This is a genomic window from Bacillus sp. CDB3 (assembly GCF_002081505.1).
GTDB lineage: Bacteria > Bacillota > Bacilli > Bacillales > Bacillaceae_G > Bacillus_A > Bacillus_A cereus_AT.
The window spans coordinates 93,228-116,936 of sequence record NZ_ALBR01000068.1 but is presented as its reverse complement, the minus strand read 5'-3'; the positions used below and the strand labels follow the sequence as shown (position 1 = coordinate 116,936).

The window sequence follows — 23,709 nt, the reverse complement described above, 5'->3', positions numbered from 1 at the left end:
AATATAAAATAAATTCCATTTTACATATTCTTTTATATTGTAAGGAAATCCTTTATTGTCTACGAAGTAGACGATAGATTTACAAAGTTGTCAAATAAATTTCATTCTCATAGCGTGTAAAAACATGTATGATAAGAAGTGGAGAATTTTTGAGTAGGTGGGAATATCATGCAAACAGTAGAAGATTATCTTTCATTCTTACATACGAAAGGATTTAAATTATCAGAGGAAGCACAAGGGTTTATTATGTTCGGACAGGGATATACGGGTGCATCTGATGGAATTGTAAACGCAGCAATAGAAGCGACGATTAAACATCAATTACAGTTTGATGGGAGTTATTTTGTTGCGTTATTAGAACGATTGAAAGAAGAAGAAATTACAGATAAAAAAAGCGCTAAGGCTTTTATGCGGAAGTTACAAGCGTAACTTCACGCAGCCCGCGCTTCTTTTTTGTTTTGGAAGGTAGTTCAACAAAAACCATACCTAGGAAAATACATAGACATCCGATAATAGCAGAAATAGAAAGCTGTTCATTTGCAACGAGAACGCCTGTTAAGGCAGCAAAAACGGGCTCCATTGCGAAAATAATTGCTACTCTCGTCGGAGACGTATGTTTTTGTGCCGATGTTTGAATGAAAAAAGCAATGGATGTCGCGAATAGGGAAGTTAGAAATAGAGCAAATAAAAAGGAAGAATTCGTCCATAGTGCTACTGAAAATAATTTTTCCCAATCTTCAAACAAAAAGGCGCAAATAGAAGAAAACATACCAACAGCTAATACTTGCGACGTGCTTAACAATAAAGGTGATATTTTCTTAGAAAAGAAGCCGTTAACAAGAATATGGGCAGCGAAAGCAACTGCACAACCGAGAACGAGTATATCTCCAATGTTTAATTGAAAAGAATCACCAGCCGTTAATAAGTATAAACCTGCTGTTGCTACAGCAATACCGAGTACGATAAAAATGGTAGCTTTTTGTTTTAAAAAGATAAAAGACAAAATTGGTACCATAACGATACTAAGCCCTGTTAAGAAACCAGCTTTTGAAGAAGTTGTATAAAGTAAGCCGAATGTTTGTAATACATAGCCAACACATAAAAAGAAGCCAACGATTAATCCAGCGAGACTACTCTGTTTTATATCTTGTTTTGAAGATTTTTTTGAGAAAATCATTTGAACGAATAATAAAATAATTCCGGCGAATAAAAAGCGAATACCATTAAAAGTAAACGGACCAACGAAAGACATAGCATTTTGAACGACAACAAACGTAGCTCCCCAAATAAAAGAGACAAATAATAAAGCAAGAGGAGCAATCCAATCTTTTTTCACACTCATACCCCCGTTAATTTTGTAAGATAGCTTTTCTAGCTAATTCATCAGCGACTTTATTTTGACTACTTGGAATCCACTTAATAAAAAAGAGATCGAAACTTTTTATGTACTGCAGTGCTTCCTCTAATAGTGGTGCGAACATTTTATTTTTTGCGTATTCTTTTTCGACAGCTCGCTCGACAAGTTGCGAATCTGTACGAAAAGAGACAATGTTATAATTATGCTCCGTGCAATATTTTAATGCCGCAAGTAAAGCGTGGTATTCTGCTTCATGATTGGACATTGTCCCAAGGGGCAATGATAATTGTACAGCTGGTTGAACCCCTTTAATAAATACGCCTGCACCAGAAGGACCAGGATTTCCTTTTGATGCACCATCAATATATACTTCAATCAAAATGAGAAACCTCCAAATGATAAGATGATCCCCTACTTATATGTTTCCTTTTAAGTAGGGGATAGAGTAACTTAGCCGATTGTAATACTATAACGACATGTAAATGTTTCATTCGCTGGTAAAGATTGAATTCCTTTTTTTCCTTGAAATCTTTTGCTGGATTTACTTCATCAGCAATCCCGTACCAAGGCTCAATACATAAGAAAGGTGCGTTCTCGCCTGGTGTCCATACGCCAACAAATGGGAAGCCATCAAATTCTACTTTTACAAATTTATTATGTTTATGAGAACGAATAGAGATTTCATCCGTATTCATATTTTCAAAAATAAGCGCATCATTTTTGAATAAATCGTATGTAAGTGGTAATTCATTTGTATTTTCAGCGATTAATTGCTTTTTACTTGAAAGATAAGGTCCTTCTAATACGTTTGTTTCTAAGCGTTCAGAACCATTAAATGATAAATGATAATCTGTAAATGATTCGCCCTCTAATAAGGGGAAGTTGAAACCAGGATGTGCTCCGATTGAGAAGAACATCTCTTTTGAAGTAGGGTTATTTACTTCATATGTTACATGAACGATTTGTCCGTCTAGCTCATAAGAAACGAGTAATTCGAATTCGTATGGGTATTTTTTTAATGTTTCTTCATTACTAGTTACAATATAAGTGATTTTCGTTTTACTTTGTTCTTTTACAGAGAATGTAAGATCACGAGCAAAGCCGTGTTGTGTTAGAGAATATGGTTCACCATCTACGTAGTATGTATTATCTACTAATCGGCCGACAATTGGGAATAAAATTGGTGCGCGGCGCCCCCAATAAGTAGAATCGCCTTGCCATAAATATTCAGTGTTATCTTCTTTTAAGCGAACGCTTTGTAATTCTGCACCTTTGTCAGAAATGGAAACGATCACTTTTTCATTTTGAATTGTTGCTGTCATGAAGTGAAACCTCCTAAATCTTTCATATGTCTTATTATACGTTTTCTAAAAGGAAAAAGGTAGTGAAGGATAGGAATCTATTGACGAAAGACTACCTATTGCGTAAAATATAATCTTGTTGCTTAAAAAACGAATAACGTGGTTCGAAACCATCCCACGTAAAAAAAACTAAGGAGATTTTGTCATGAATATTAGAACTTTAGTCGGTAATGGTATTTTAGCGGCATTATATATTGCTGTTTCTATGCTTATTCAGCCATTTGGCTTTACGAATGTACAGTTTCGTATTTCAGAGATGTTTAATCATCTCGTTGTATTTAACAAGAAAGCAATTTACGGAATTGTATTAGGTGTATTTTTAACGAATCTCTTTTTCTCACCTATGATCGCTTATGATTTAGTATTTGGAGTAGGGCAATCTATTCTTGCATTAGTTGCAACGATTATTTCTATGCGATTTATTAAAGGTGTTTGGGCTCGTATGATTTTTAATACAGTTATCTTTACGATTACAATGTTTATGATTGCAATTGAACTTCATCTTGCATTTGATTTACCATTTATGTTGACTTGGTTAACATGTGCAGCGGGTGAATTCGTAGTAATGGCGATTGGTATGCCTGTAATGTACTGGATTAATAAACGAGTACAATTTGAAAGATTTATGTAATAGGTGAAAGAGCCATTCCTTACTTAGGAGGGCTCTTTTTGTATATGATTAAATTGTATATAATACTGTGACTCTTGATAAAATATAATAAAATAAAGTGAAACTTTAATTAGTGAGGGACTCGACTGATTATTAGCCCGCACCAATCGGGTATTTACGGACAGTTGATTTCTTCGCTTTCGCTAAATTTTAAGGTGGGAGTCTTAATGGCCGTAAATAGTGGGATAAATATAAGAAGTCTTATATAAGGGGAATCTAGTATGAAATATAAAATTCATTGGTTGTATAAAACAAAGCGTGGTTTACAAACGGAATTAACAACAGAGTACATGAACATAGAAGAAGTACTTCAATTTGCGGAGGATTTTGAGAAAACAGGAAGAGCGAAAGAACTATTATTTTTCGATGAAATGGACGCGGAATGGTCATTAAAAGAAATGAAAAAACTGAGTAAGCAAGTGGAGGAAGAGCCTCAAGAAATTCAAGTTTATTTTGATGGTGGTTATGATGTACAGACGAAAGAAGCTGGGGTTGGTATATGTGTATACTATAAAAAAGGAAATATAAATTATCGAATTCGTCGCAATGCATACATAGAAGGCATATATGACAATAACGAAGCGGAGTATGCATCACTATTATACGGGATGAATATACTCGAGGAATTAGGAATTAAATATGAACCAGTTACACTTCGAGGGGATTCTCAAGTTGTACTGCAGCAATTAGCTGGTGAATGGCCTTGCTATGATGAACATTTAAATCATTACTTAGATCAAATTGAACAAAAAGCAAAGAAAATGAAATTAAAGCTTGTTTGTGAACCGATATCTAGAAAGCAAAATAAAGAGGCGCATCAATTAGCAACGCAAGCATTAGAAGGGACGGCGATTGACAGTCATAAAGAAATAACCGAATAGAGAGGTGCAAAGGTGAATAAAAAGCAACTCATTACAGAGGTAAATGACTTATTAGAGACGTATTGCGAAGGATGTTTCTTACAGAATCATAATCGGAAAAATCATAGTAAATACTATGCCCATTCTTTTTGTATACGGCAATGTACGGTTGGAGAGAAATTAAAAAAGTATGGAGAGCAATTGTCATGAAAAAACATCCAGAGAATTTTCTCTGGATGTTTTTTAGTGCTTCGCTTCGTGTAATTGATGCTCACATTTACTTAATTTTTTTTCTTCATTCATTAGAAACGGTTCGTCTAAATCCGTCGCAACGGATTTCATAATTTCTAGTTGAGAACGAGCCGCTTCTACTGCAGTAGTGGCATGCTCTAATGTGTCCGGATCCATTGAAATTGTTGCAGAACCTACCATTTTTTGTGCTGTTTCTACACGGAATTTTACTTCTTCAAAATCATTTACATGTGAACTCATTGTTATTGCCTCCTTTGTATTTTGCACATTTCACATAGTTTTCGCTCTGTAAAACGGAAATATACAAAAGAATAACAAAGGAGGTTACCAAGTAAGGTAACCTCCTGTCATATGTTGGATTAAAGTTTTACTACGTTAGCAGCTTGAGGTCCACGGTTTCCTTCAGTAATGTCGAAAGATACTTCTTGACCTTCCTCTAAAGCTTTGTAGCCGTCGCCTTGAATAGCAGAGAAATGTACGAATACATCATCAGAGCCGTCCATTTCGATAAATCCAAAACCTTTTTCATTGTTAAACCATTTTACTTTTCCTTGCATGTTACAATTCCTCCTAAAAAACGATTACTTTTTTCATTTAGTGAAATTCATTAAAAAGAAAATATAATTTAAAAATGCTATATTCTCGAATATTCTGCTAAATGATTAATTTAAATATACACGAATTGGTAGAATTTAGTCAAGTAAGCGGTTTTATTTTTTGTATTTTTAAATAACTTTCCGCTCAAATTTTTAATAAGGTATAGGACAAGCCGCGTATGTAATATTCTTAAATGAAAGCTGTACATAATGAGGTGAAAGAATGAATGAGTCTTATTTATTAGATAATGAAGGAATGAAAAATAGAGTCGACATACCGAATTGGGTTGCAAAAGAATTTCATGATTTTTCGAATGTCGTGCTAGAATCAACTTTTCCGTGTTATTTCGGTTTAACAGCTTTGAAAAAGAATGAACTTCGTTATTCATTTCTCTCTCATAATGATTGGGGACATTTACCCAATACAATGTTATCTTTTTTGGAGTTAATGAAAGAACGGCCAATTGTAAGAAGAGGCTTTTTTCTTTTTGTAGAACCGGAATGTGAAGAGAAATCAATCGAATATTATCGAGATTATTTTTGGAAAGTACTACAATATTTACATGAAAACGATGATCAAACATGGCCGAAGCAAATTCCTGAAGATCCAGATCATTATTTATGGGAATTTTCATTTGGTGGTGAACCGATATTTGCGTTTGGAAATGCACCGGCTTATAAACAGCGAAAGACTAGGCATTTAGGAAATTCTCTCGTTATTGGATTCCAACCACGAACTATTTTCGAGGGCTTAGAAGGAGATCGTCCAAAAGGCTCATATTCGAGACAAATGGTTCGTGAGCGAGTTGAAAAGTGGGATCAGCTGCCGAAGCATCCTAACATTAGTCACTATGGCGATCCTGACCATCGTGAATGGAAGCAATATTTTATTGGAGATGATATAGAACCGATTAAAGGTAAATGTCCTTTTCATCATAGGATAGAGAAATAAGAGCCATCAACTGGATGGCTCTTTTGTATATTTTGGATAAAAAAGGGTATTGTATTAGTGAATAATTTTTATGAAAGCTAGTCTATTTTCTATATTTGCATCATTATTTAATAGTAAAAGAAGTAGAAAGGATAGAGCGATGTTTGGAGCAATTATACAACAAATAGTATTGGGTATTTCATTAGCTGCACCGGTAGGTCCAATTAATATTGAAATGTTAAAACGTGGAATTGAACGTGGATTTTGGCATGCGTGGATTGTTGGAATCGGAGGAATGACTGCTGATATTTTGTTTATGCTTCTTATTTATTTTGGTTTATCTTCTGTGTTTATGTATACATATGTACAAGCTTTTATGTACTGCACTGGGTTTTTCCTGCTATTTTATTTAGGATTTCAAAGTGTAAAACAAGGAATCTCCCACTCGAATATGGAATATAACAAAGAAGAGGTAGGTGGACTTAAACAATCCTTTATGGCGGGATTTTTAATTGCGATATCCAACCCATTAAATCTCGTTTTTTGGTTTGGCATATACGGAAGTACACTTAGCTCATTGCTTACAAAGGTAACGAAACAAGAAGCTTTTTTGTACAGTCTTTGCATTATTATTGGTATTATTTTGTGGAACTTAAATATTGCTTTTTCTGTACATTTTGGAAGAACTTTATTAAAACCAAAAGCACTTGGCTATATTACAGCCGGAGCAGGTATTATTTTAGTAGGATATTCTATCCATTTTGCATACAAAGCTTTACAGTTGTTCACATAAGATTGAAGGGGAGATTTTTATGTATCGAACCACTATTGACGGAAAAGAAATTATCATCACACTAGCACCAAAAATCCGAAAAGAAATTACTGACAGGAACCCATTATATGAAGCGGTATTTAAAAATGCAGCAAGGTTGCTGCAAACGAAACAACCAACGTTTGCGGTAAATCATGAAATATTTGGGCTTATTATTGGAGAAGTACAAAGGGGTGAAGTAACGGTGTTTGCAGTAGAACACATTATCCCGAAGCAAAATATATTTGGTTCGAACACTTTTTTCTCGACAATAGAGCAGCAGGCAAATTTGTAAAGTGAATAGAATAAGAATAAAATAGAAAAGAAATGGTCGTAACGATATGTTACGGCTGTTTTTTGGGAAAAGGGGGAAGAAAGATGAAGAGAGTGGTAAAGGAGTTCTTTTTACAACATGATATTGTTATTATGTATAGTATTCTATTTATTTTCATCATTATTTTAAAAATGCAATTTTTCACATGGATCGGTATGTTAGCGTGTGTGTTTGGGATTGCTTTTTATACTTTTAACGAATATATGACGCATCGTTTTTTATTCCATTTAAAGCCGCCTAAAAACGCATTTTTATTAAAAATGTTAAGAAGATTACATTATGATCATCATGTATATCCAGATGATTTGAAACTTTTATTTTTGCCTGTATGGTTTAGTATACCTAGCTTTACTATATATTTACTTATATCGTATGGTATTACAAAAAGTGTTACTGTTACACTTTCATTTGGAATAGGAATGATTATCATGCTCCTCGTTTATGAATGGAAACATTATATTGCACATAAACCGATTCGTCCCTTCACTAAGTTTGGAAGATGGCTAAAAAAACAGCACATATTACACCATTATAAAAATGAAAAGTTTTGGTTCGGAGTTTCAAATCCAGTATTCGATTTTATATTTGGAACACTTAAAGATGGAAAAGACGTTGAATTAAGTGAAACAGCTCGTAATTTAGAAAAGGAGACAAAGACAGAAGTAGTGCGATAAGCACTACTTCTGTCTTAATGAGGGGGGAAATAATTGAGGTTTCGCTTTATTTTGAAAAAGTATATTAAAAATTTAAGAGAAATTGACGAAAAATGTCTATCGAAAAATCTTTGCAGGAATGTATGGATTGTCTAAAATGGAAATAAGTTTCTGAATATTTATAAAATTTAGTTTTTAGGTATGCAAGGGGGAATTATATTTTAAGTAAGAGAGGGGACTAGAGAATGAAACGAGATGATACATCAGCACGTAAGTTGCAAAATGAGGTGAATTATACAGAGGTTGTTCAGTCAGAAGAATTTCAATTACTGTTAAATACGAAAAAGAAGTTTATCGTTCCAATGAGTATTTTCTTCTTAAGCTTTTTTATTGCACTACCTATTTTAACATCGTATTCAAAGGTGCTCAATACACCGGCATTTGGTGATGTTACTTGGGCGTGGGTATTTGCTTTTACACAATTTATAATGACATGGGCATTATGTATGATTTATAGCAAAAAAGCAGAATCCTTTGATAAAATCTCGCGAAAAATTCTACAAGATATGCAACAAGGGAGGGGCTGAATTTGAATACTACTGCGTTTGCACTATTTTTAATTATCGTCCTTGGTACACTCGTTATCACGTATTTCGCATCGAAAAAACGAAAAATGCGAGTGAGTTTTATACGGCTGGAGGGGGATTAACTGGTTGGCAAAATGGTCTGGCCATTGCTGGGGATTATATGTCTGCTGCGTCATTTCTTGGTATCGCTGGAGCAATAGCGTTAACTGGGTTTGATGGTTTCTTTTATAGTATAGGCTTCTTAGTTGCTTACTTAGTTGTATTATACCTAGTTGCAGAACCGCTTAGAAATTTAGGGAAGTATACGCTCGCTGATATGATTGCGGCACGTTTTGATGCGAAAAAGGTTCGCGGTATTGCAGCGCTTAATACGATGACTATTTCGATTTTTTATATGATTGCCCAATTAGTCGGTGCGGGTGCACTTATTAAATTATTATTAGGTATCGAATATACGACATCTGTATTAATCGTGGGCACACTTATGACTGTGTATGTTATTTTTGGAGGAATGACAGCTACGAGTTGGGTTCAAATTGTAAAGGCTGTACTACTTATGGCAGGGACGTTTATTATTTCTGTTATCGTTTTCTCCAAATTTAATTTCAGTGTGACTGAAATGTTCGCTCAAATGAAAACAGCTACTCCACTGAAGGAATCATTTTTAAATCCAGGAGTAAAGTATAAAGATGGTCTTGATACACTTTCTTTAAATTTAGGACTAGTTCTTGGTACGGCAGGATTACCGCATATTCTTGTCCGCTTTTTCACAGTACGTGATGCAAAAACTGCACGTCAATCTGTTGTGTACGCTACGTGGTTAATAGGTGCATTTTATATTATGACGATTTTCTTAGGATTTGGTGCAGCTGCATTTGTAGGAAATGAAGCAATTATTAAAGCAAATCCAGCCGGTAATATGGCAGCACCTTTATTAGCTAAAGCGTTAGGTGGAGATTTCTTATTCGCATTCGTATCGGCGATTGCTTTTGCGACAATTTTAGCTGTAGTAGCAGGTCTTGTATTAACGGCAGCTTCCGCATTTGCTCATGATTTTTATAACGAGATTATTCGCAAAGGAAAATCAACGGAAAAAGAACAAGTTTCCATGGCTCGTTATGCATCTATTGGAGTAGCGATAGTATCTATTATACTCGCTTTATTTGCGCAAACATTAAACGTAGCATTTTTAGTATCACTAGCATTTGCAGTTGCTGCTAGTGCAAACTTACCAGTAATATTATTCACAATTTATTGGAAGCGTTTTAATACAACGGGAGCAATTTGTGGTATGATTGTCGGTCTTGTATCAGCAATTGTTCTTGTAGCATTAAGTCCTAATGTATGGAATCCTGTAGCAGGGAAAGCTATATTTGTTGGGGAAGCGATATTCCCATATACGACACCTGGAATTATTTCAATTCCGCTTGGATTTCTTGCAGCATATTTAGGAACTGTTTTCTCTAGTAAGAAAGAAGATGCAGCGAAGTTTGATGAAATTCTTGTGAAATCTAATACTGGTCATGGTATTAGCGACGCATCTTCACATTAAAATAGAGGAGCTTTTCGAATTATAAGAAAAGCTCCTTTTCTTTTGTCATTTTCTTATAAAGTGAAACTTTAATCAGTGGGGGGTGTTCATCCCCCACTGATTATTAGCCCGCACCAATCGGGCTTTTACGGGCAGTTAATCTCCCACCTAACTTCTTTGCTCCAGCTTAATTTTGGGGTGGGAGTTTTACTGCCCGTTAATGCGGGATAAATATTACTGTATTGTAAGTAGGATTTGTCATAATTTTGTGGAATGAAAATAAGCAGGGAGAAATTTAACTCATCATGGTACCAGCGCAGCTTTGTGAAAAATAAGTTGTTATGGAAGGTGGAAGAAATGATGAAGACAAAACAAACCGATGAATTATTAGCAAAAGATGAGCAATATGTTTGGCACGGAATGCGTCCCTTTAGTCCAAGTAGTACAATGGTAGGGGCAAAAGCAGAAGGGTGCTGGGTTGAAGATATACAAGGAAAAAGATATTTAGATGGTATGAGTGGTCTTTGGTGTGTGAATAGTGGATACGGAAGAAAAGAGCTGGCAGAGGCAGCTTATAAGCAATTGCAAACATTATCGTACTTTCCGATGTCACAATCACATGAGCCAGCTATAAAGCTTGCTGAAAAGTTAAATGAGTGGCTTGGTGGAGAGTATGTTATATTCTTCTCTAATAGTGGATCAGAAGCGAATGAAACGGCTTTTAAAATAGCAAGGCAATATTATGCTCAAAAGGGTGAACCACATCGTTATAAATTTATGTCACGCTATCGTGGTTATCACGGAAATACAATGGCAACGATGGCAGCAACTGGCCAAGCACAGCGTAGATATCAATATGAGCCATTTGCTTCAGGTTTTTTACACATAACGCCTCCAGATTGTTACCGTATGCCAGAAATGGAATCACAAAATATTTATGATGTAGAGTGTGTGAAAGAAGTAGATCGTGTGATGACATGGGAATTAAGTGAAACCATAGCGGGATTTATTATGGAGCCAATTATTACAGGTGGAGGTATTTTAATGCCGCCACAAGACTATATGAAAGCTGTTCATGAAACGTGTCAAAAACACGGTGCACTACTCATTAGCGATGAAGTGATTTGCGGTTTCGGGCGTACAGGAAAAGCATTTGGATTTATGAATTATGATGTGAAACCAGATATTATTACAATGGCAAAAGGGATTACGAGTGCATATTTACCATTATCAGCAACAGCTGTGAAAAAAGAAATATATGAAGAATTTAAAGGGAAAGGAGAATATGAATTCTTCCGCCATATTAATACGTTTGGTGGAAATCCAGCAGCTTGTGCATTAGCGCTTAAAAACCTAGAGATTATGGAAAATGAAAATTTAATTGAGCGCTCTGCACAAATGGGCTCCCTTTTATTAGAGCAATTAAAAGAAGAAATTGGAGAGCATCCACTTGTTGGGAATATTAGAGGGAAAGGTCTACTAGTTGGAATTGAACTAGTAAATGATAAAGAGACGAAAGAGCCAATTGATAATGACAAAATCGCAAGTGTTGTAAATGCTTGTAAAGAAAAAGGTTTAATTATAGGGCGGAACGGTATGACAACAGCGGGGTATAATAACGTTTTAACATTAGCACCGCCGCTTATTATTTCAAGTGAAGAAATTGCCTTTGTTGTTGGAACGTTGAAGACGGCGATGGAACGTATTTAATTAATGGAGCGAGCTGTAATATACAGCTCGCTTTTGTTTATCATGTGAAATATGATAATTTTTTTTAGGGAGGGGAATTTTATGACAAAATATGATCCTAACAAACATTATCACATCGGATATTATGAAGATGGATATGATTTAGAAGTGACGGCGTACAAAAGAATAAAAGAACCAGTTTGGGATGCTTATATTCCGCACTATGAGGCAGACGATTTTTATAAGAAAGTGGAGGAAATGAAGCTAGGTGAATATATCGATGATTATGGAATTAAAGTATATTCATTTCGTGATGATATCGATGATGAAGAAGCTCGCTTCATTTTTGAAAAATGGTTAAAAACGAATGGAATTGTTTAAAGATAAAATGAAAAAGGAGATTACTATCTTATAAAATAGTAATCTCCTTTTATTATAGTAAAGTTATTTACTTGCTTTCATTGCTTTATCTTTAGCGCCAAAAGTGTATTTTAACATTGGTGGTGTAATCATTGTAGTTAAAATAACGACAATAACGATAGCTGTAAAGTAATCTTGTGCTAATAGTCCAGAAGAAAGTCCTGTTCCTGCGATGATAAGGGCAACTTCACCACGAGAAACCATTCCAGCACCGATAATTGCAGAAGACTTTGCATCAAATCCAGTCATTCGTGCACCGAATCCACAACCGATTAGTTTCGTTAATACAGCGATAACTGTTAATGCTAAGATAAACCAAATTTGATCACCAATACCGTCAAATGTAATATTCATACCGATACTAACGAAGAAGACTGGTACGAACATAGCGTAAGCGATTGGCTCTACTTTCTTTTCTACTTCATGTTTGTAGTTCGTTTGAGAAATAGCGATACCAGCTGCGAAAGCACCAATAATACCAGCAATTCCTAATAGTTCGCCGAAATATGCGAATGAGAAACAGATGATAAGTGCTGCGCTAACGATAGACTCCGATACGCGTAGTGGTGATAACCAACGCATAATCGCTGGAACACCTTTCCAACCGATTAAAATAATAGAAGCAAAGAATACTACTTTCTTCAAGATAACCATTGTTAAGTTAACATCATCTGTACCTAAGAAGCTCATTGCGAATGCTAATAAAATAACAACAAGAATGTCATCAAATACAGCTGCTCCAAGCATCGTTGTACTTTCACGTGTTTTCATTTTACCTAAATCACGAAGTGTTTGTACGGAAATACTAACACTTGTTGCACATAGAAGTAATCCTAAAAAGACAGCATTCCCTTGTTCCATTCCGATAACAAGGCCAGAAACGTAACCACCTACGAATGGAAGAACGATACCTCCAAGTGCAACGGCTAAAGAAGAATTACGATTTGCGTTTAATTCTTCTAAGTCTGTTTCAAGTCCTGCCATAAACATTAAAAGAATAACACCGACATTACTTAATTGTGTTAAAAGCTCTGAATTTTCAATCCAACCGAATACAGCTGGACCGATAACGATACCGACAATTAATTTACCTAGTACAGAAGGTTGACCTAATCTAACACTAAGATCACCAGCAAGCTTTGTACTTAATAAAATAAGTGCAATTTGAAAGAAAAATTCGAATTCCATCGGATCCTCTCCTCATCATTTTTATTTTTATCATACGATTTCTCGGAATTTGCCTAATGAAAATATGTAAAACCCATTAAACAAAGGGTCTGATTACAAGTTCTTTTGAACTTGTAATTTGAACCTGTAATTAATATATAATAAAATTTATTAAAAATCAATGAAAAAATAGCAGATTTTCATGAGAGGATTCGTTTTAGAAATGGGAGATATAGATATATAATAAGAAGTAATAAAGTTTACATATAATGAATGGAGAAAGAAAAATGTTATTAAATAAACGTTTTACCATTGGAGAAATGGCGAAAATGCATAATATAGCGGAATCTACATTGCGTTATTATGACGAAAAAGGAATTTTTCATCCGTCAATTGTTGATCCGCAAACCAATTATCGCTATTACACAATCGATCAGTTTTCACTATTAGATACAATTAAATTTTTACGCCAATTAAATATCCCATTAAAGGAAATAAAAAAATATATTGATGAACGGAATCCGTCTTATGCGCTGAATTTACTAGAAAAACAACAAGAAATGATGCGAAAAAAGCAAAGAGAAATCGAGTATGCTTTGGCAAAAATGGAACATAAAATTCATTTAATGAAGAAAGCGACGAAAGCGGAAACAGATCGAATTGTAATTAAAAAGATATCGAAGAGAAAAATAACAGCAATTGCGGTTGCCCCCAATACAACAGATGATATGTTTGAATATTATATCCATTCGCTGCAAAAAAATATGAAGCAAATTGACAATAGTGTATTTTCAGGAGATATCGGTGTAACAGTTTCAAAAAAAGCATTAATTCAAAATGAGTTTCAAGCGTATAGTAGTATTTTTATTCTTTTGGATTATATGCCTTTTCAAGTTCAGACTTCTGATGAAATTAAAGAAGGTTTATTTGCTTGCTCTTATCACCATGGACCATATGAAGAAACAGACGCAACGTATACGGAATTATTAAAGCACATTGATAACGAAGGATACGAAGTAAGTGGAGATGCACTTGAGCTTGCGCTAATTGACTGGTCTGTAACAGAAAATCCGAAGGAGCAAGTAACGGAAATTCAAATACCTGTTGTTAAAAAATAAATAAATAGGCTTATATATTTTTTGATTCTCTATTGACCTTCAAGTAACTTGAAGGTTTAAACTGTGAACAGAGCATTGAAAAAGGAGCATTTATATGATGGAAACAACAGAAAAATTAAGAGAAAAACCAATTAAAAGTTTATTTATTACTTATTTAATACCAGCTGTTCTTGGAATGGTATTAATGTCGGTTAATATTGTGATTGATGCGGTCATGATTAGTAGAGGAGTTGGCGCAAACGGCTTGGCAGGAGTAAACGTAGCTATTCCAGCGTTTTCAATTTTCTTCTCTATTTCATTATGGATTGGAATGGGTGGAGCAACGTTATATTCCATTGCACTAGGGGAAAATAAACTGGAAAGAGCAAGGTCTATTTTTACTCAATCTATGACAGTGGCAGTTATTATCGTAGCTGGTTTAGCAGCTATTTGCTTATGGAGAATAGAAGATATAGCATACTTATTCGGTGCAAATGAAGTGATTTTACCATATGCGTTAGACTATTTACACGTGTTATTAACATTTGGAATGATATACGTGTTAGAAAATATTTTAAGTACATTTATACGAAATGACGGAAATCCTAATTTAGCAATGGCGGGTCTTGTTGTAACGGCTGTATTAAATATAGTGTTTGATTATATCTTTATTTTTATCTTTGGATGGGGTGTAACAGGTGCTGCCTCAGCGACTATTCTTTCGGCAGCGATTGGTTTCCTTGTGTTATTAACTCACTTCTTTAGAAAAAGTAGTGTATTAAAATGGACGAAATTCCATTTTGAATGGGATACGGTTAAACAAATTATGGTGATTGGTTTCCCAAGCTTTACAGCAGAAAGTACAGTTGCAATTGTAACGATTGGTTTTAATATTGCTTTCGTTCAATATGCAGGAGAAGTAGGAGTCGCTTCCTATGCGATGGTGAATAGTATTCATGCAATGACATTACTATTATTCTTCGGTGTTGGTGCAGCATTACAACCAATTGCTAGTTTCCATTACGGTGCAAATTTATCAGAAAGATTACGTGAAGGATTGCAGTTCGCAGTAAAAATTGCGGTAGTACTCGGAGGTATTGCAATTGTTATCGGTTTATTCTTCGGGAAATATATTATTGGTCTATTTGATGTCCAATCTCCAGAGCTATTGGAGTTAACATTAACGGGTATAAGCTTATTCTTTATCCAATACGTATTTTTAGGCTATAACATTGTGTATGGCGAGTATTTCCAATCAGTGCGACAAACGAAAAAATCAGTGCTGATTATAATGAGTCGAGGCTTACTATTTATTATTCCATTATTATGGATTATGCCAAAATTATTTGGGATAAATGGAATTTGGCTCGTTATGCCAGTAGCGGAAGTATTGACAGCAATTATCGTATTTACGATGAATCGTATGAAACATCCTGTTCCGTTAAACATGGCGAGAGAGAAAGCAGCAATATAGTGAAGAAAATCCCCTTGAATAAATAAGGGGATTTTTTCATTCTTTTAAACTAATCGCAAAAGATCCATCTATCTCCTGCACAGAAGCGAAAGCAACGTTTTTAATATTTGTAACGCCTTTCTCCTTTAACTCTGCATGTAACCACTTTTCGTTTTTATGGATTAACTTTAAGTTATCGTATTGAATTTGTGAATCAACGATAAGAGCAATTGGTAACCCTGCATACTTAACATCTATATTCATATCTTTCGGAGTCAATGGTACGAGTTCTCTCTTTGGCAAAATACTTATAGATCCATTTGATTCTAAAATTGCATATTCAATTTCATGAACACTTGGATATCCTGCCACTCGGAGGTTTGAGAGTAATTCGGCAATTGGATATCTACTTTTCTTTAAGTTCTCAAAAATAATATCCCCATGTTTTATTAAAATAATGGGATGCCCGAGAATGAAGCGATTTAATTTATTTAATAAGCTTAGTTTTGTAAGAAGTAGATGTAAGCATGTAATGGTAACCATGCCGAAAAATGCTTGTAAAGCACCGTCGACTGGTATTGCTTGAAAGGCTAAATAAGATAAAAAGATAATAGCGCCAAAATCATGAGGAGTTAGTTGTGCTAGCGCGGATTTTCCTAATAACTTAAGCGACATTAAAAATAAAATAAAATAAAAAAGAATGATACATTACATAAAAAAACGAGCAATATGTACACTCCTTCGTGCGAAGTTGTACTTACTATTCCCAAAGATATGATTAATATTACTTTAGAGGGGAATTTATGCTGAATTGGAATTTATCTGTATACAAATGAATCAGTGGATATTATGATAAATAGAAAAAATAGGAGTATATATGAATGTTAAAGAAAAAAATTATAAAGTATAGTTTAGTAATCTTGATGATTGGTGCTGTTTATGCAGGTTTTTTGCAATATAATATTTATAAGTATGGACATATGAAAGCGCCTGATGATGCTGATTACATTATTGTACTCGGATCGAAAGTAAATGGAACGAAACCGTCTTATTCATTGCAATATCGTATTGATAAAGCAGCTGAATATTTAAAATCACATGATAAAACAATTGCTATCGTATCTGGAGGCCAAGGAAAAGGTGAAGACATTACAGAAGCATTAGCGATGAAACAAGGATTAATGAAACAAAATATTGCAGAAGACCGTATTATAATGGAAGACCGTTCGACGAGCACAGATGAAAATATTAAATTCTCAAAACCTCTTATCCCTGAAAATATGAAAAAAGGGATGATTGTAACGAACGATTTTCATATGTTCCGAGCGAAAAAGATTGCAGAAAAACAAGGATTGACATTAGAAGGCCTTCCGGCGAAAACACCGAAGCCAATTATTATTCAATCGAACGTTCGAGAATATTTAGCGATCACACAATATTGGTTATTAAATCGAATATAATGAAATTTAAACTAAAACCCACCTGGAATCAGGTGGGTTTTAGTTTGAGGAAAATCTTACAAAGATGTCATGTTCATGAAAGGTAAAGCGATAGTTTCTAAAGTGGTTTCCTGACATAATGAAGGTAACAAAAAACTTTAGAGGTGAATCGTATGAAAGGAAATAATATTTTATCTTCGCTATGTTACTTTAGTATCTTTTTCGCACCATTTTTACTGCCAATTATAGTTTACTTCATTGCGGAAGATGAAGTGAAATATCATGCAAAAAAAGCATTTTGGTCACATGTTTTCCCGTATGCAATTTTATTAGGAGGGTTAGCTTTATCAGGAGTATACGGTTTAAGTTTCAATCAGTCTGAGAGTGTTGGAATTGGGATGGTTATAACGTATGCGGTGTTTATTCTTGTAGGAATTTACTATTTCATTTGGAATATTGTAAAAGGTGTTAAAGTTTTAAAAACGGCGTAACAATAATAGAGTACGGATTTCTCGGTAGTTTCCATTAAATTAATATAATTTCATTTACCGTAATGAAAGATACTTAAAAAAAGAGTAATTCAAAAAGAATTGCTCTTTTTGTGCTTATAAGTTGTGAATATTGAAAAAGATATGTTAATTTTTCATTAGGAATAGAAAAAAAGGAGTGACTTTCATGAATGAGATGATACATAAGATGGAGCAACACGTTTCAGTTCGTAAATATAAAGAAGAACCAATTTCAAAAGAGGTAGTAGAAAGAATGGTGCAAGCTGCACAACATGCGGCTTCCTCACATTTTGTACAGGCGTATTCTGTTATATATGTAACAGATCAGGAACTAAAGAGTAAACTAGCTGAATTATCCGGGAATCGTCACGTGAAAGACTGCGCAGCATTCTTTGTTTGTTGTGCAGACTTAAAACGACTTGAAATGGCGTGTGAAAAACATGGTACAGAGATAAAACATGAAGGAGTGGAAGACTTTATCGTTGCGACGGTAGATGCTTCACTTTTTGCACAAAACTTAGCACTTGCAGCAGAATCGTTAGGATACGGTATTTGTTATATTGGCGGAATTCGTAATAACCCGAAAGAAGTGAGTGAATTGCTTCATTTACCGGATAAAGTATATCCGGTATTCGGAATGACAGTCGGCGTACCAGATGAAGAGCATGGAGTAAAACCACGATTACCGGTAGCAGCAATTCTTCATAAAAATGGATACGATGAAAAGAAATATGATGAATTATTAAACGAATATGATGAAACGATGAGTGCGTATTACAAAGAAAGATCGTTAAATCAAAAAAACGTAACATGGACAGAATCAATGAGTTCATTTATGTCCAAAGAGAAAAGAATGCATATGAAAGAGTTTTTAAATGAAAAAGGATTAAATAAGAAATGAGTAAAAAGGCAAACCTGTGATGCGGGTTTGTCTTTTTGGGGGAGAAATGTGATTGTTTTCGAATTGGTATAGAGGGAGGCGATAATATGAAAAAAGCTTTAATCTTTTTATTTGATGGATTTGCAGAATTTGAAGTGAATATAGCGAGTTTATTTTTGACAAGTAAGGAGTTCGAAATAATAACAGCAACTGTAGACGGAAAAACAGTTACAGGAGAAGGCGGATTTTTGTGTCAACCACATGTCTCTATAGAGAATATTGAAGTAGTGGATTACGAAGTGTTTATTGTACCAGGAGGACATATTTTTGATCATTTAGAAAATGAAAAGTTGTTATCTATCGTGAACGAATTACATAAGCGAAATAAATGGATAGCGGGTATTTGTGCAGGGACATCTTTACTACATGCAGCAGGCGTGCTTAATAAGAAGAAATTCTCAACATCATTAACTCCAGATGAAGAACACTTAGCAGATCTACATGAATGGAAATATAAACAAAAGAAAGATGTAACTGTGGATGGTAAGGTTATTACAGCGGTAGGATCTGCATATGTTGAATTTGCAGTTGAAATAGTGAGGCAGCTGCATTTATTTAATGAATTTGAAGTGAATGAGAACTTACAATACTTTAAAAATATAACGGAACTTTGCGATGAAACTTTAGTTTAAGTGAATAGCTTTATATTAATACCTAAGTTTAGAGAGCTGTCGATTCTTTCTGAACTTAGGTATTTTGTTTGTTATCATATACGTAGAAATAAAAATTAATAAATTTTTACAAAAGTGATAGAAAATGAGAATGAAATGCCAATAGTAAGTAAAAGCAGCTGCTAAAGGGGAACTGAGGAAGGAAGATGCTTATGATTTTCAATTCTGAAGAGGATTTAATTATAGCTATGAAAAAACATGATCAAGATGCTTTGAAAGAAGTGATTGATCAATATGGAAAATTAATTTTGTACATTATTCATAAATCATTAAGTACCCCTATTGAAAAACAATATGTGGATGATTGTTATAACGATGTATTTACTGTCATTTGGTTTAATATTGACCAATTTGATACAGAAAAGGGAAACTTAAAATCTTGGATGATTGGTATTACTAAATTAAAGGCATTGGAATATAAAAAGAAAGTATATAAAGAGAACAAAATCGATAAAGACGTAGAAGTAGATAAAAGTATCCATGATAGTTATGAAATAGAACAAGAAGAAGAGATTATGGAAATAGTGCAAGATTTAAATAAGAAGGATCGATATATCTTTTTAAAGAGGTATATTGATGGATATTCCATTGACGACATTGCAAAAGAATTAAAAGTAACGGCGGATTATATATATAATCGAATTTCTCGTGGGAAGAAAAAACTTCAAAAACTGTGGAAAGGGAGTGTGTAATATGGATAAAAGAATATTATCGATGTTAAACGAACTCCAATATTCAGAAGAAGAAATTAAACGTTTAGAGCAAGAGGCGAATGCTTCTATAAATATAGATAAGTACTATGTGAGAAATGGTGAACTGCTAAAAAAATTAACTTTACAAATGCTTGAAGAGTCAATTCGCGAAGAGTTACAAGAAAATGAAGAAATTGAGAATGAACTGTTAGTAGAAGAGGGATGCATGGTAAATACAAAAGTAATACCGAATATTTATACTGTAGGTGCAACTTTTTACTATTATATTGTTTTAACAAATAAAAGGTTGCTGATGAAAGGATTAGATTGTTATTTTAAAAAGGTAAATGAATACAGTATGTTAATAGAAGATATTCAAGCAATTTCACAACATAAAAAAATGAAAAACGTATACGGGATTAAATATAATAAAAAATATATCCAATTTGGAAGTATAGAGCACGAACAAGAACTAGCTATGATTATTATGAAATTAAGACAGCATGGAGTAAAAGAAGAGAAATATAAAGATTTTGAGAAAGGCTGGATGATTTATTTCAATGTTCTAGTCATAGTAACATCCGGTCTATTATTTTTAAAATATTTAATGTAAAAAGCGGCATAATAGCCGCTTTTTATCGTGCAATTAATATTCTAGTGAAGATTCTGTAGTTTTAAAATATTTTTCTCGTGAAGGAGTCATTACCCGGATTGCTAATAAGCAGGAAAGAGCAAAAATTAATAATGAACTGCTTATTACAGCAATTTGAATTGAAATAAATTGTGCGGATGCTCCAATTGCTAAAATGAAAAAGATTTGAATGAAATTTTTTATTGAATCAAATACGCTATCGATACGTCCTATCATATGTACTGGGATGTTATTTTGATAAAATGTTATAAATCCAGTACCAGCAAATGATGAAGCGATCCCAAGTAAAATGAAACCACTTGCTGCGACCGTAAATGAATTTGAAAAGGCGAAAATCACATAGCCTATTGCTGTGAAAATCATACCTAAACCGATACAATATTGAATCGGTAATCGTTTTGCAAAGAGAGAGACAAGAAATGAACCACAAACGTAAGCTGCTCCGGTTATACTAACAAGCATGCTATATTCTACATCGGATAAAAACAGTACTTGTCTTGTAAAAACAACTTCTTGTGAATCAAGTGCCATAGAGACAAGCATCGTAGCTTGAAATAAAACGAATACGAGAATAATGTAAGTTTCAGTTCGTGCGAATGAAAAGACTTGTTTCCAATCACTTCGTAACGTTTGTACGAAAGTATTTGCAACCTCTTCGTTTTGCTTTGTTTGTAATGTGATGTTTGGCAGGAAGTAAATGAGAATGGTAGAAAGTAGAAATGAAATTGAGTTGCAGTAAATAACAAAGGCTGCCGAGTATGTAGTGAGAAGTATTCCAGCAAGAGCCGGACCGATAATAAAAGCCCCATTTGTACATAGGCTATTCCAAGCATTAAATTGAGCACGCTCTTCAGCTGGTATGAGCATTGTTTTATAAGTGAATGAAGCTGGATCGAAAAATGATGTAGCAATGCGAGTCAAAAAGATAAAAATATAAATTGCCCAAATAGAGTCAAATAGTGGAATACAGCCGATGAGAACTGTTCGAATAATATCTGTGATGAGCATAATTGACCGTTTATTTAATCGATCTACAATACTACCAGACCATATTTTTGTAACAACGGTGGCAATTGGGCCGACAATCCATGTGCCGGCTACAGCAGCGGGAGAGTTTGTACTATTTAACACCATTAAGTTTAGAGCTATGAGGTACATAAAATCACCTAAACGAGAAACGCCTGTGCCTGACAATAACAATAATTTATTTTTCATGTGTATATGGACTTTTCTTTCATTGTTTTTTTATACGGCAGGAAATAGCGTATTCTTCCTCAGAGTTTGATTGACGAGCGGTTTTGTTTTCCCAGCGTAATAAAACTTGTGAGATCTCCCAAGTGAGTTGTTGTAATTCCTCTGGAGTTAAAAATAAATGAGATACAATATGGCTCCCTGTATTTGTTCCTTCCGTGCCAGCTTCTTCAATATAGAAGTGAGCAGATTTTGCTTTATAGTACTTTTCAATAATCCCCCGTTTTTCCTTTGTATCTACTAATTCAAGTAAGCCTCCGTCAAATAAAATTTGGATGTGATAGTGAACGCTACCAGCAGATTTATTTAGTTTAGTAGATACTTGTTTTGCAGTGAGTGTCTCGTCTTTTAAAAGGTGAAGAATTTGAATGCGAGTTGCATTGGAAATTAGCTTTTGTTGTTCAGCTGAAATGGCAAGTCGATCCTCAAACATTATGATAGCTCCTTTCTTATAATCTAATTTTATTATACGTTCTAAAAAATTAGAACATAAGAGGAATAAATCGCCTTTTTCCTGTAAATTTCGACATAAATAAAAATAGCATGTACATATACATGCTATTAAGTGATAGTAGATTCTTCACTAAGTTCCCCACGATAAAATAAGAAAAGCCATATAAAACTAACGAAAATACAGCATATAGCTAACGAACTACCGATTATTTGCGGAGAAAGTATTTCTAAAAGCCATCCGGTAATAAACATAGATAATTGAATAAGAGATCCGTAAATGGAGTAGTGGAATGAAAAAACTTTACCAATCATGTCTTCTTGCGTATACGTTTGTAGTAATGTCGTATCAAGTGGAACGATGATTCCTCCTGCTATACGCATACAGAGTAATGTAATGATACCGATAATAAGTTGATTGGATAGAATGAATCCGAGAAAGAAAATCCCTTGTAGTAAATAGGCCCAACCAAATGCTCTTTTCATTTTTTCTTCATTTTTAGATATATATAAGTTAACGAGAAGACTACCAATCATAAGCCCAGCTCCTTGAACTGTATATAAAATTCCAATGTTAGAGTGGAAAATTCTTTCGGCATAGATTGTTAGAAGTAGCTGATAAGCCCCTCCAATAATGCCCCATGAAATTCCGACAAGAATTAAAGTTAAGATGATTTTTTGCTGCATTATGTATGTATAACCATCTTTTATATCAGTGAAAAACGCTTTTTTCGTGCTAAAAGTATTACGAGAAGGGATCTTCATTCTATGAATAATAAAGGCTGAAATAAAGTATGATAGGCTGTTCATTAAAAAAGCGACCTCAATACTTAAAGCTTGTGCGATAATCCCACCTAAAGAAGCCCCCATAATAGACATAAAACCATTAATTGTACTAGAAAGAGAGTTAGCGGTTACTAAATGATTTTGGTTTACGATATTCTTTAGAGTTGATTGCTTAGCGGGATCAAATAAGCAAGAAAGTACTGATAAACATATATTAGAAATGAAAATAATCTCAATTTTATAGATCGCTAATAAATAAGTGAGGACGATAATTCCTCGTAAAATATCGGTAAAAATCATAATCTTTTTTTTCGAAAAACGGTCTACAATACCGCCTATGAATGGGCTAAGAAGGAGTTGAGGTAATCCTTTACTCATAAAAGTGAGCGCCATCATAAATGGAGATTCTGTTATGCTATAGACAAATGTTAATAAAGCTACAGTATGAAACCAATCTCCAAGTACGCTTAACATTTGACCATAAAATAGTTTTTTGAAGTTTTTATTTGTTTTAAGCAGTGTGGAATAAGAAACTGATTGCACTGACATA

27 protein-coding genes, 3 pseudogenes and 1 riboswitch are annotated in these 23,709 nt (G+C 34.1%); of the genes and pseudogenes, 20 read left to right on the top strand and 10 right to left on the bottom strand.

The features are described from left to right. The first annotated feature begins 168 nt into the window (after positions 1–168). Entirely contained in the window at positions 169–429 is a 261-nt protein-coding gene (locus CDB3_RS16330) for a DUF6123 family protein (RefSeq protein WP_001195212.1), read from the top strand. Here the strand turns inward: CDB3_RS16330 and CDB3_RS16325 are convergent. From CDB3_RS16325 to CDB3_RS16315, 3 genes and pseudogenes are all read right to left on the bottom strand, one after another. Then, positions 407–1,336, bottom strand: coding sequence for a DMT family transporter (locus tag CDB3_RS16325; RefSeq protein ID WP_128855242.1), 930 nt, complete (start codon positions 1,334–1,336; stop codon positions 407–409). The two genes, CDB3_RS16330 and CDB3_RS16325, sit on opposite strands and share 23 nt — an antisense overlap. A gap of 13 nt (positions 1,337–1,349) precedes the next feature. Further along, positions 1,350–1,736, bottom strand: a complete 387-nt coding sequence (locus CDB3_RS16320) for a reverse transcriptase-like protein (protein ID WP_000573873.1) — start codon at positions 1,734–1,736, stop codon at positions 1,350–1,352. Between the two features lie 71 nt (positions 1,737–1,807). Beyond that, positions 1,808–2,679 (bottom strand): annotated as a pseudogene (locus tag CDB3_RS16315) (aldose 1-epimerase family protein). Positions 2,680–2,811: 132 nt separating this feature from the next. Continuing rightward, a riboswitch (PreQ1 riboswitch) is annotated at positions 2,812–2,857 on the top strand. A 6-nt stretch (positions 2,858–2,863) separates the two neighbouring features. Between CDB3_RS16315 and CDB3_RS16310 the strand changes: the two are divergent. The 3 genes from CDB3_RS16310 (at position 2,864) to CDB3_RS16300 (ending at position 4,458) form a co-directional block, all read left to right on the top strand. Continuing rightward, complete coding sequence (locus tag CDB3_RS16310; RefSeq protein WP_001026466.1) at positions 2,864–3,349, top strand: QueT transporter family protein; 486 nt, start codon at positions 2,864–2,866, stop codon at positions 3,347–3,349. Between the two features lie 260 nt (positions 3,350–3,609). Beyond that, positions 3,610–4,269, top strand: a complete 660-nt coding sequence (locus CDB3_RS16305) for a ribonuclease H family protein (RefSeq protein WP_128855240.1) — start codon at positions 3,610–3,612, stop codon at positions 4,267–4,269. Positions 4,270–4,281: 12 nt separating this feature from the next. Continuing rightward, on the top strand, positions 4,282–4,458 hold the full coding sequence (locus tag CDB3_RS16300; RefSeq protein ID WP_033711748.1) for a zinc-finger domain-containing protein: 177 nt from the start codon (positions 4,282–4,284) through the stop codon (positions 4,456–4,458). A 33-nt stretch (positions 4,459–4,491) separates the two neighbouring features. On the opposite strand, the gene CDB3_RS16295 is transcribed toward CDB3_RS16300, so the two are convergent. Together CDB3_RS16295 and cspB are read right to left on the bottom strand one after the other, a co-directional pair. Further along, on the bottom strand, positions 4,492–4,740 hold the full coding sequence (locus CDB3_RS16295) for a DUF2564 family protein (RefSeq protein ID WP_048373299.1): 249 nt from the start codon (positions 4,738–4,740) through the stop codon (positions 4,492–4,494). A gap of 119 nt (positions 4,741–4,859) precedes the next feature. Further along, entirely contained in the window at positions 4,860–5,057 is a 198-nt protein-coding gene (cspB, locus tag CDB3_RS16290; protein WP_001161729.1) for a cold shock-like protein CspB, read from the bottom strand. A 262-nt stretch (positions 5,058–5,319) separates the two neighbouring features. On the opposite strand from cspB, the gene CDB3_RS16285 reads away from it, so the two are divergent. From CDB3_RS16285 to CDB3_RS16250, 8 genes and pseudogenes are all read left to right on the top strand, one after another. After that, positions 5,320–6,048, top strand: coding sequence for a YqcI/YcgG family protein (locus tag CDB3_RS16285; RefSeq protein ID WP_128855239.1), 729 nt, complete (start codon positions 5,320–5,322; stop codon positions 6,046–6,048). A gap of 139 nt (positions 6,049–6,187) precedes the next feature. Continuing rightward, entirely contained in the window at positions 6,188–6,820 is a 633-nt protein-coding gene (locus tag CDB3_RS16280; RefSeq protein ID WP_000466555.1) for a LysE family transporter, read from the top strand. Positions 6,821–6,839: 19 nt separating this feature from the next. Then, positions 6,840–7,133, top strand: a complete 294-nt coding sequence (locus CDB3_RS16275; RefSeq protein WP_097831673.1) for a cytoplasmic protein — start codon at positions 6,840–6,842, stop codon at positions 7,131–7,133. 83 nt (positions 7,134–7,216) lie between these two features. After that, complete coding sequence (locus CDB3_RS16270; protein WP_070141582.1) at positions 7,217–7,846, top strand: sterol desaturase family protein; 630 nt, start codon at positions 7,217–7,219, stop codon at positions 7,844–7,846. A gap of 224 nt (positions 7,847–8,070) precedes the next feature. Then, positions 8,071–8,412: a DUF485 domain-containing protein gene (locus CDB3_RS16265; RefSeq protein ID WP_128855238.1), complete on the top strand. Its 342-nt coding sequence runs from the start codon at positions 8,071–8,073 to the stop codon at positions 8,410–8,412. Positions 8,413–8,414: 2 nt separating this feature from the next. Next, positions 8,415–9,964 (top strand): annotated as a pseudogene (locus CDB3_RS16260) (solute symporter family protein). A 339-nt stretch (positions 9,965–10,303) separates the two neighbouring features. Then, positions 10,304–11,653 (top strand): aspartate aminotransferase family protein, encoded by a 1,350-nt coding sequence (locus CDB3_RS16255; protein ID WP_128855271.1) that lies wholly within the window; start codon positions 10,304–10,306, stop codon positions 11,651–11,653. An 81-nt stretch (positions 11,654–11,734) separates the two neighbouring features. Next, positions 11,735–12,013, top strand: coding sequence for a DUF3986 family protein (locus CDB3_RS16250; RefSeq protein ID WP_128855237.1), 279 nt, complete (start codon positions 11,735–11,737; stop codon positions 12,011–12,013). A 63-nt stretch (positions 12,014–12,076) separates the two neighbouring features. Here the strand turns inward: CDB3_RS16250 and CDB3_RS16245 are convergent, their stop codons facing one another. Next, positions 12,077–13,240 carry a cation:proton antiporter gene (locus CDB3_RS16245; protein ID WP_128855236.1) on the bottom strand — a complete coding sequence of 388 codons (1,164 nt, stop codon included), beginning with the start codon at positions 13,238–13,240 and terminating at the stop codon, positions 12,077–12,079. A 266-nt stretch (positions 13,241–13,506) separates the two neighbouring features. Between CDB3_RS16245 and CDB3_RS16240 the strand changes: the two genes are divergently transcribed. Further along, positions 13,507–14,337, top strand: coding sequence for a MerR family transcriptional regulator (locus CDB3_RS16240; RefSeq protein WP_128855235.1), 831 nt, complete (start codon positions 13,507–13,509; stop codon positions 14,335–14,337). A gap of 97 nt (positions 14,338–14,434) precedes the next feature. After that, a complete protein-coding gene (locus tag CDB3_RS16235; protein ID WP_128855270.1) occupies positions 14,435–15,790 on the top strand; it encodes an MATE family efflux transporter in 1,356 nt (451 codons plus the stop codon). Between the two features lie 36 nt (positions 15,791–15,826). Here CDB3_RS16235 and CDB3_RS16230 read toward each other — a convergent pair. Continuing rightward, a pseudogene (locus CDB3_RS16230) lies at positions 15,827–16,497 on the bottom strand (DUF421 domain-containing protein). 153 nt (positions 16,498–16,650) lie between these two features. Between CDB3_RS16230 and CDB3_RS16225 the strand changes: the two are divergent. The 6 genes from CDB3_RS16225 (at position 16,651) to CDB3_RS16200 (ending at position 20,633) form a co-directional block, all read left to right on the top strand. After that, on the top strand, positions 16,651–17,229 hold the full coding sequence (locus tag CDB3_RS16225) for a YdcF family protein (RefSeq protein WP_128855233.1): 579 nt from the start codon (positions 16,651–16,653) through the stop codon (positions 17,227–17,229). A 152-nt stretch (positions 17,230–17,381) separates the two neighbouring features. Beyond that, positions 17,382–17,699 (top strand): magnetosome magnetite crystal formation protein family, encoded by a 318-nt coding sequence (locus CDB3_RS16220; RefSeq protein WP_128855232.1) that lies wholly within the window; start codon positions 17,382–17,384, stop codon positions 17,697–17,699. A 184-nt stretch (positions 17,700–17,883) separates the two neighbouring features. Next, on the top strand, positions 17,884–18,618 hold the full coding sequence (gene nfsA, locus CDB3_RS16215; protein ID WP_128855231.1) for an oxygen-insensitive NADPH nitroreductase: 735 nt from the start codon (positions 17,884–17,886) through the stop codon (positions 18,616–18,618). A gap of 86 nt (positions 18,619–18,704) precedes the next feature. After that, positions 18,705–19,289: a DJ-1/PfpI family protein gene (locus tag CDB3_RS16210; RefSeq protein WP_128855230.1), complete on the top strand. Its 585-nt coding sequence runs from the start codon at positions 18,705–18,707 to the stop codon at positions 19,287–19,289. A 185-nt stretch (positions 19,290–19,474) separates the two neighbouring features. Next, a complete protein-coding gene (locus CDB3_RS16205) occupies positions 19,475–20,020 on the top strand; it encodes a sigma-70 family RNA polymerase sigma factor (RefSeq protein WP_128855229.1) in 546 nt (181 codons plus the stop codon). Position 20,021: 1 nt separating this feature from the next. Next, a complete protein-coding gene (locus CDB3_RS16200; RefSeq protein WP_128855228.1) occupies positions 20,022–20,633 on the top strand; it encodes a flagellar motor switch protein FliG in 612 nt (203 codons plus the stop codon). Positions 20,634–20,666: 33 nt separating this feature from the next. Here CDB3_RS16200 and CDB3_RS16195 read toward each other — a convergent pair whose 3' ends face one another. The 3 genes from CDB3_RS16195 to CDB3_RS16185 all read right to left on the bottom strand — a co-directional run bounded on the left by CDB3_RS16195 (position 20,667) and on the right by CDB3_RS16185 (position 23,708). Next, complete coding sequence (locus CDB3_RS16195; RefSeq protein WP_128855227.1) at positions 20,667–21,887, bottom strand: MFS transporter; 1,221 nt, start codon at positions 21,885–21,887, stop codon at positions 20,667–20,669. A gap of 19 nt (positions 21,888–21,906) precedes the next feature. Further along, positions 21,907–22,356 (bottom strand): ArsR/SmtB family transcription factor, encoded by a 450-nt coding sequence (locus CDB3_RS16190; RefSeq protein WP_128855226.1) that lies wholly within the window; start codon positions 22,354–22,356, stop codon positions 21,907–21,909. A gap of 128 nt (positions 22,357–22,484) precedes the next feature. After that, complete coding sequence (locus CDB3_RS16185) at positions 22,485–23,708, bottom strand: MFS transporter (RefSeq protein ID WP_128855225.1); 1,224 nt, start codon at positions 23,706–23,708, stop codon at positions 22,485–22,487. Between the last annotated feature and the right edge of the window lies 1 nt (position 23,709).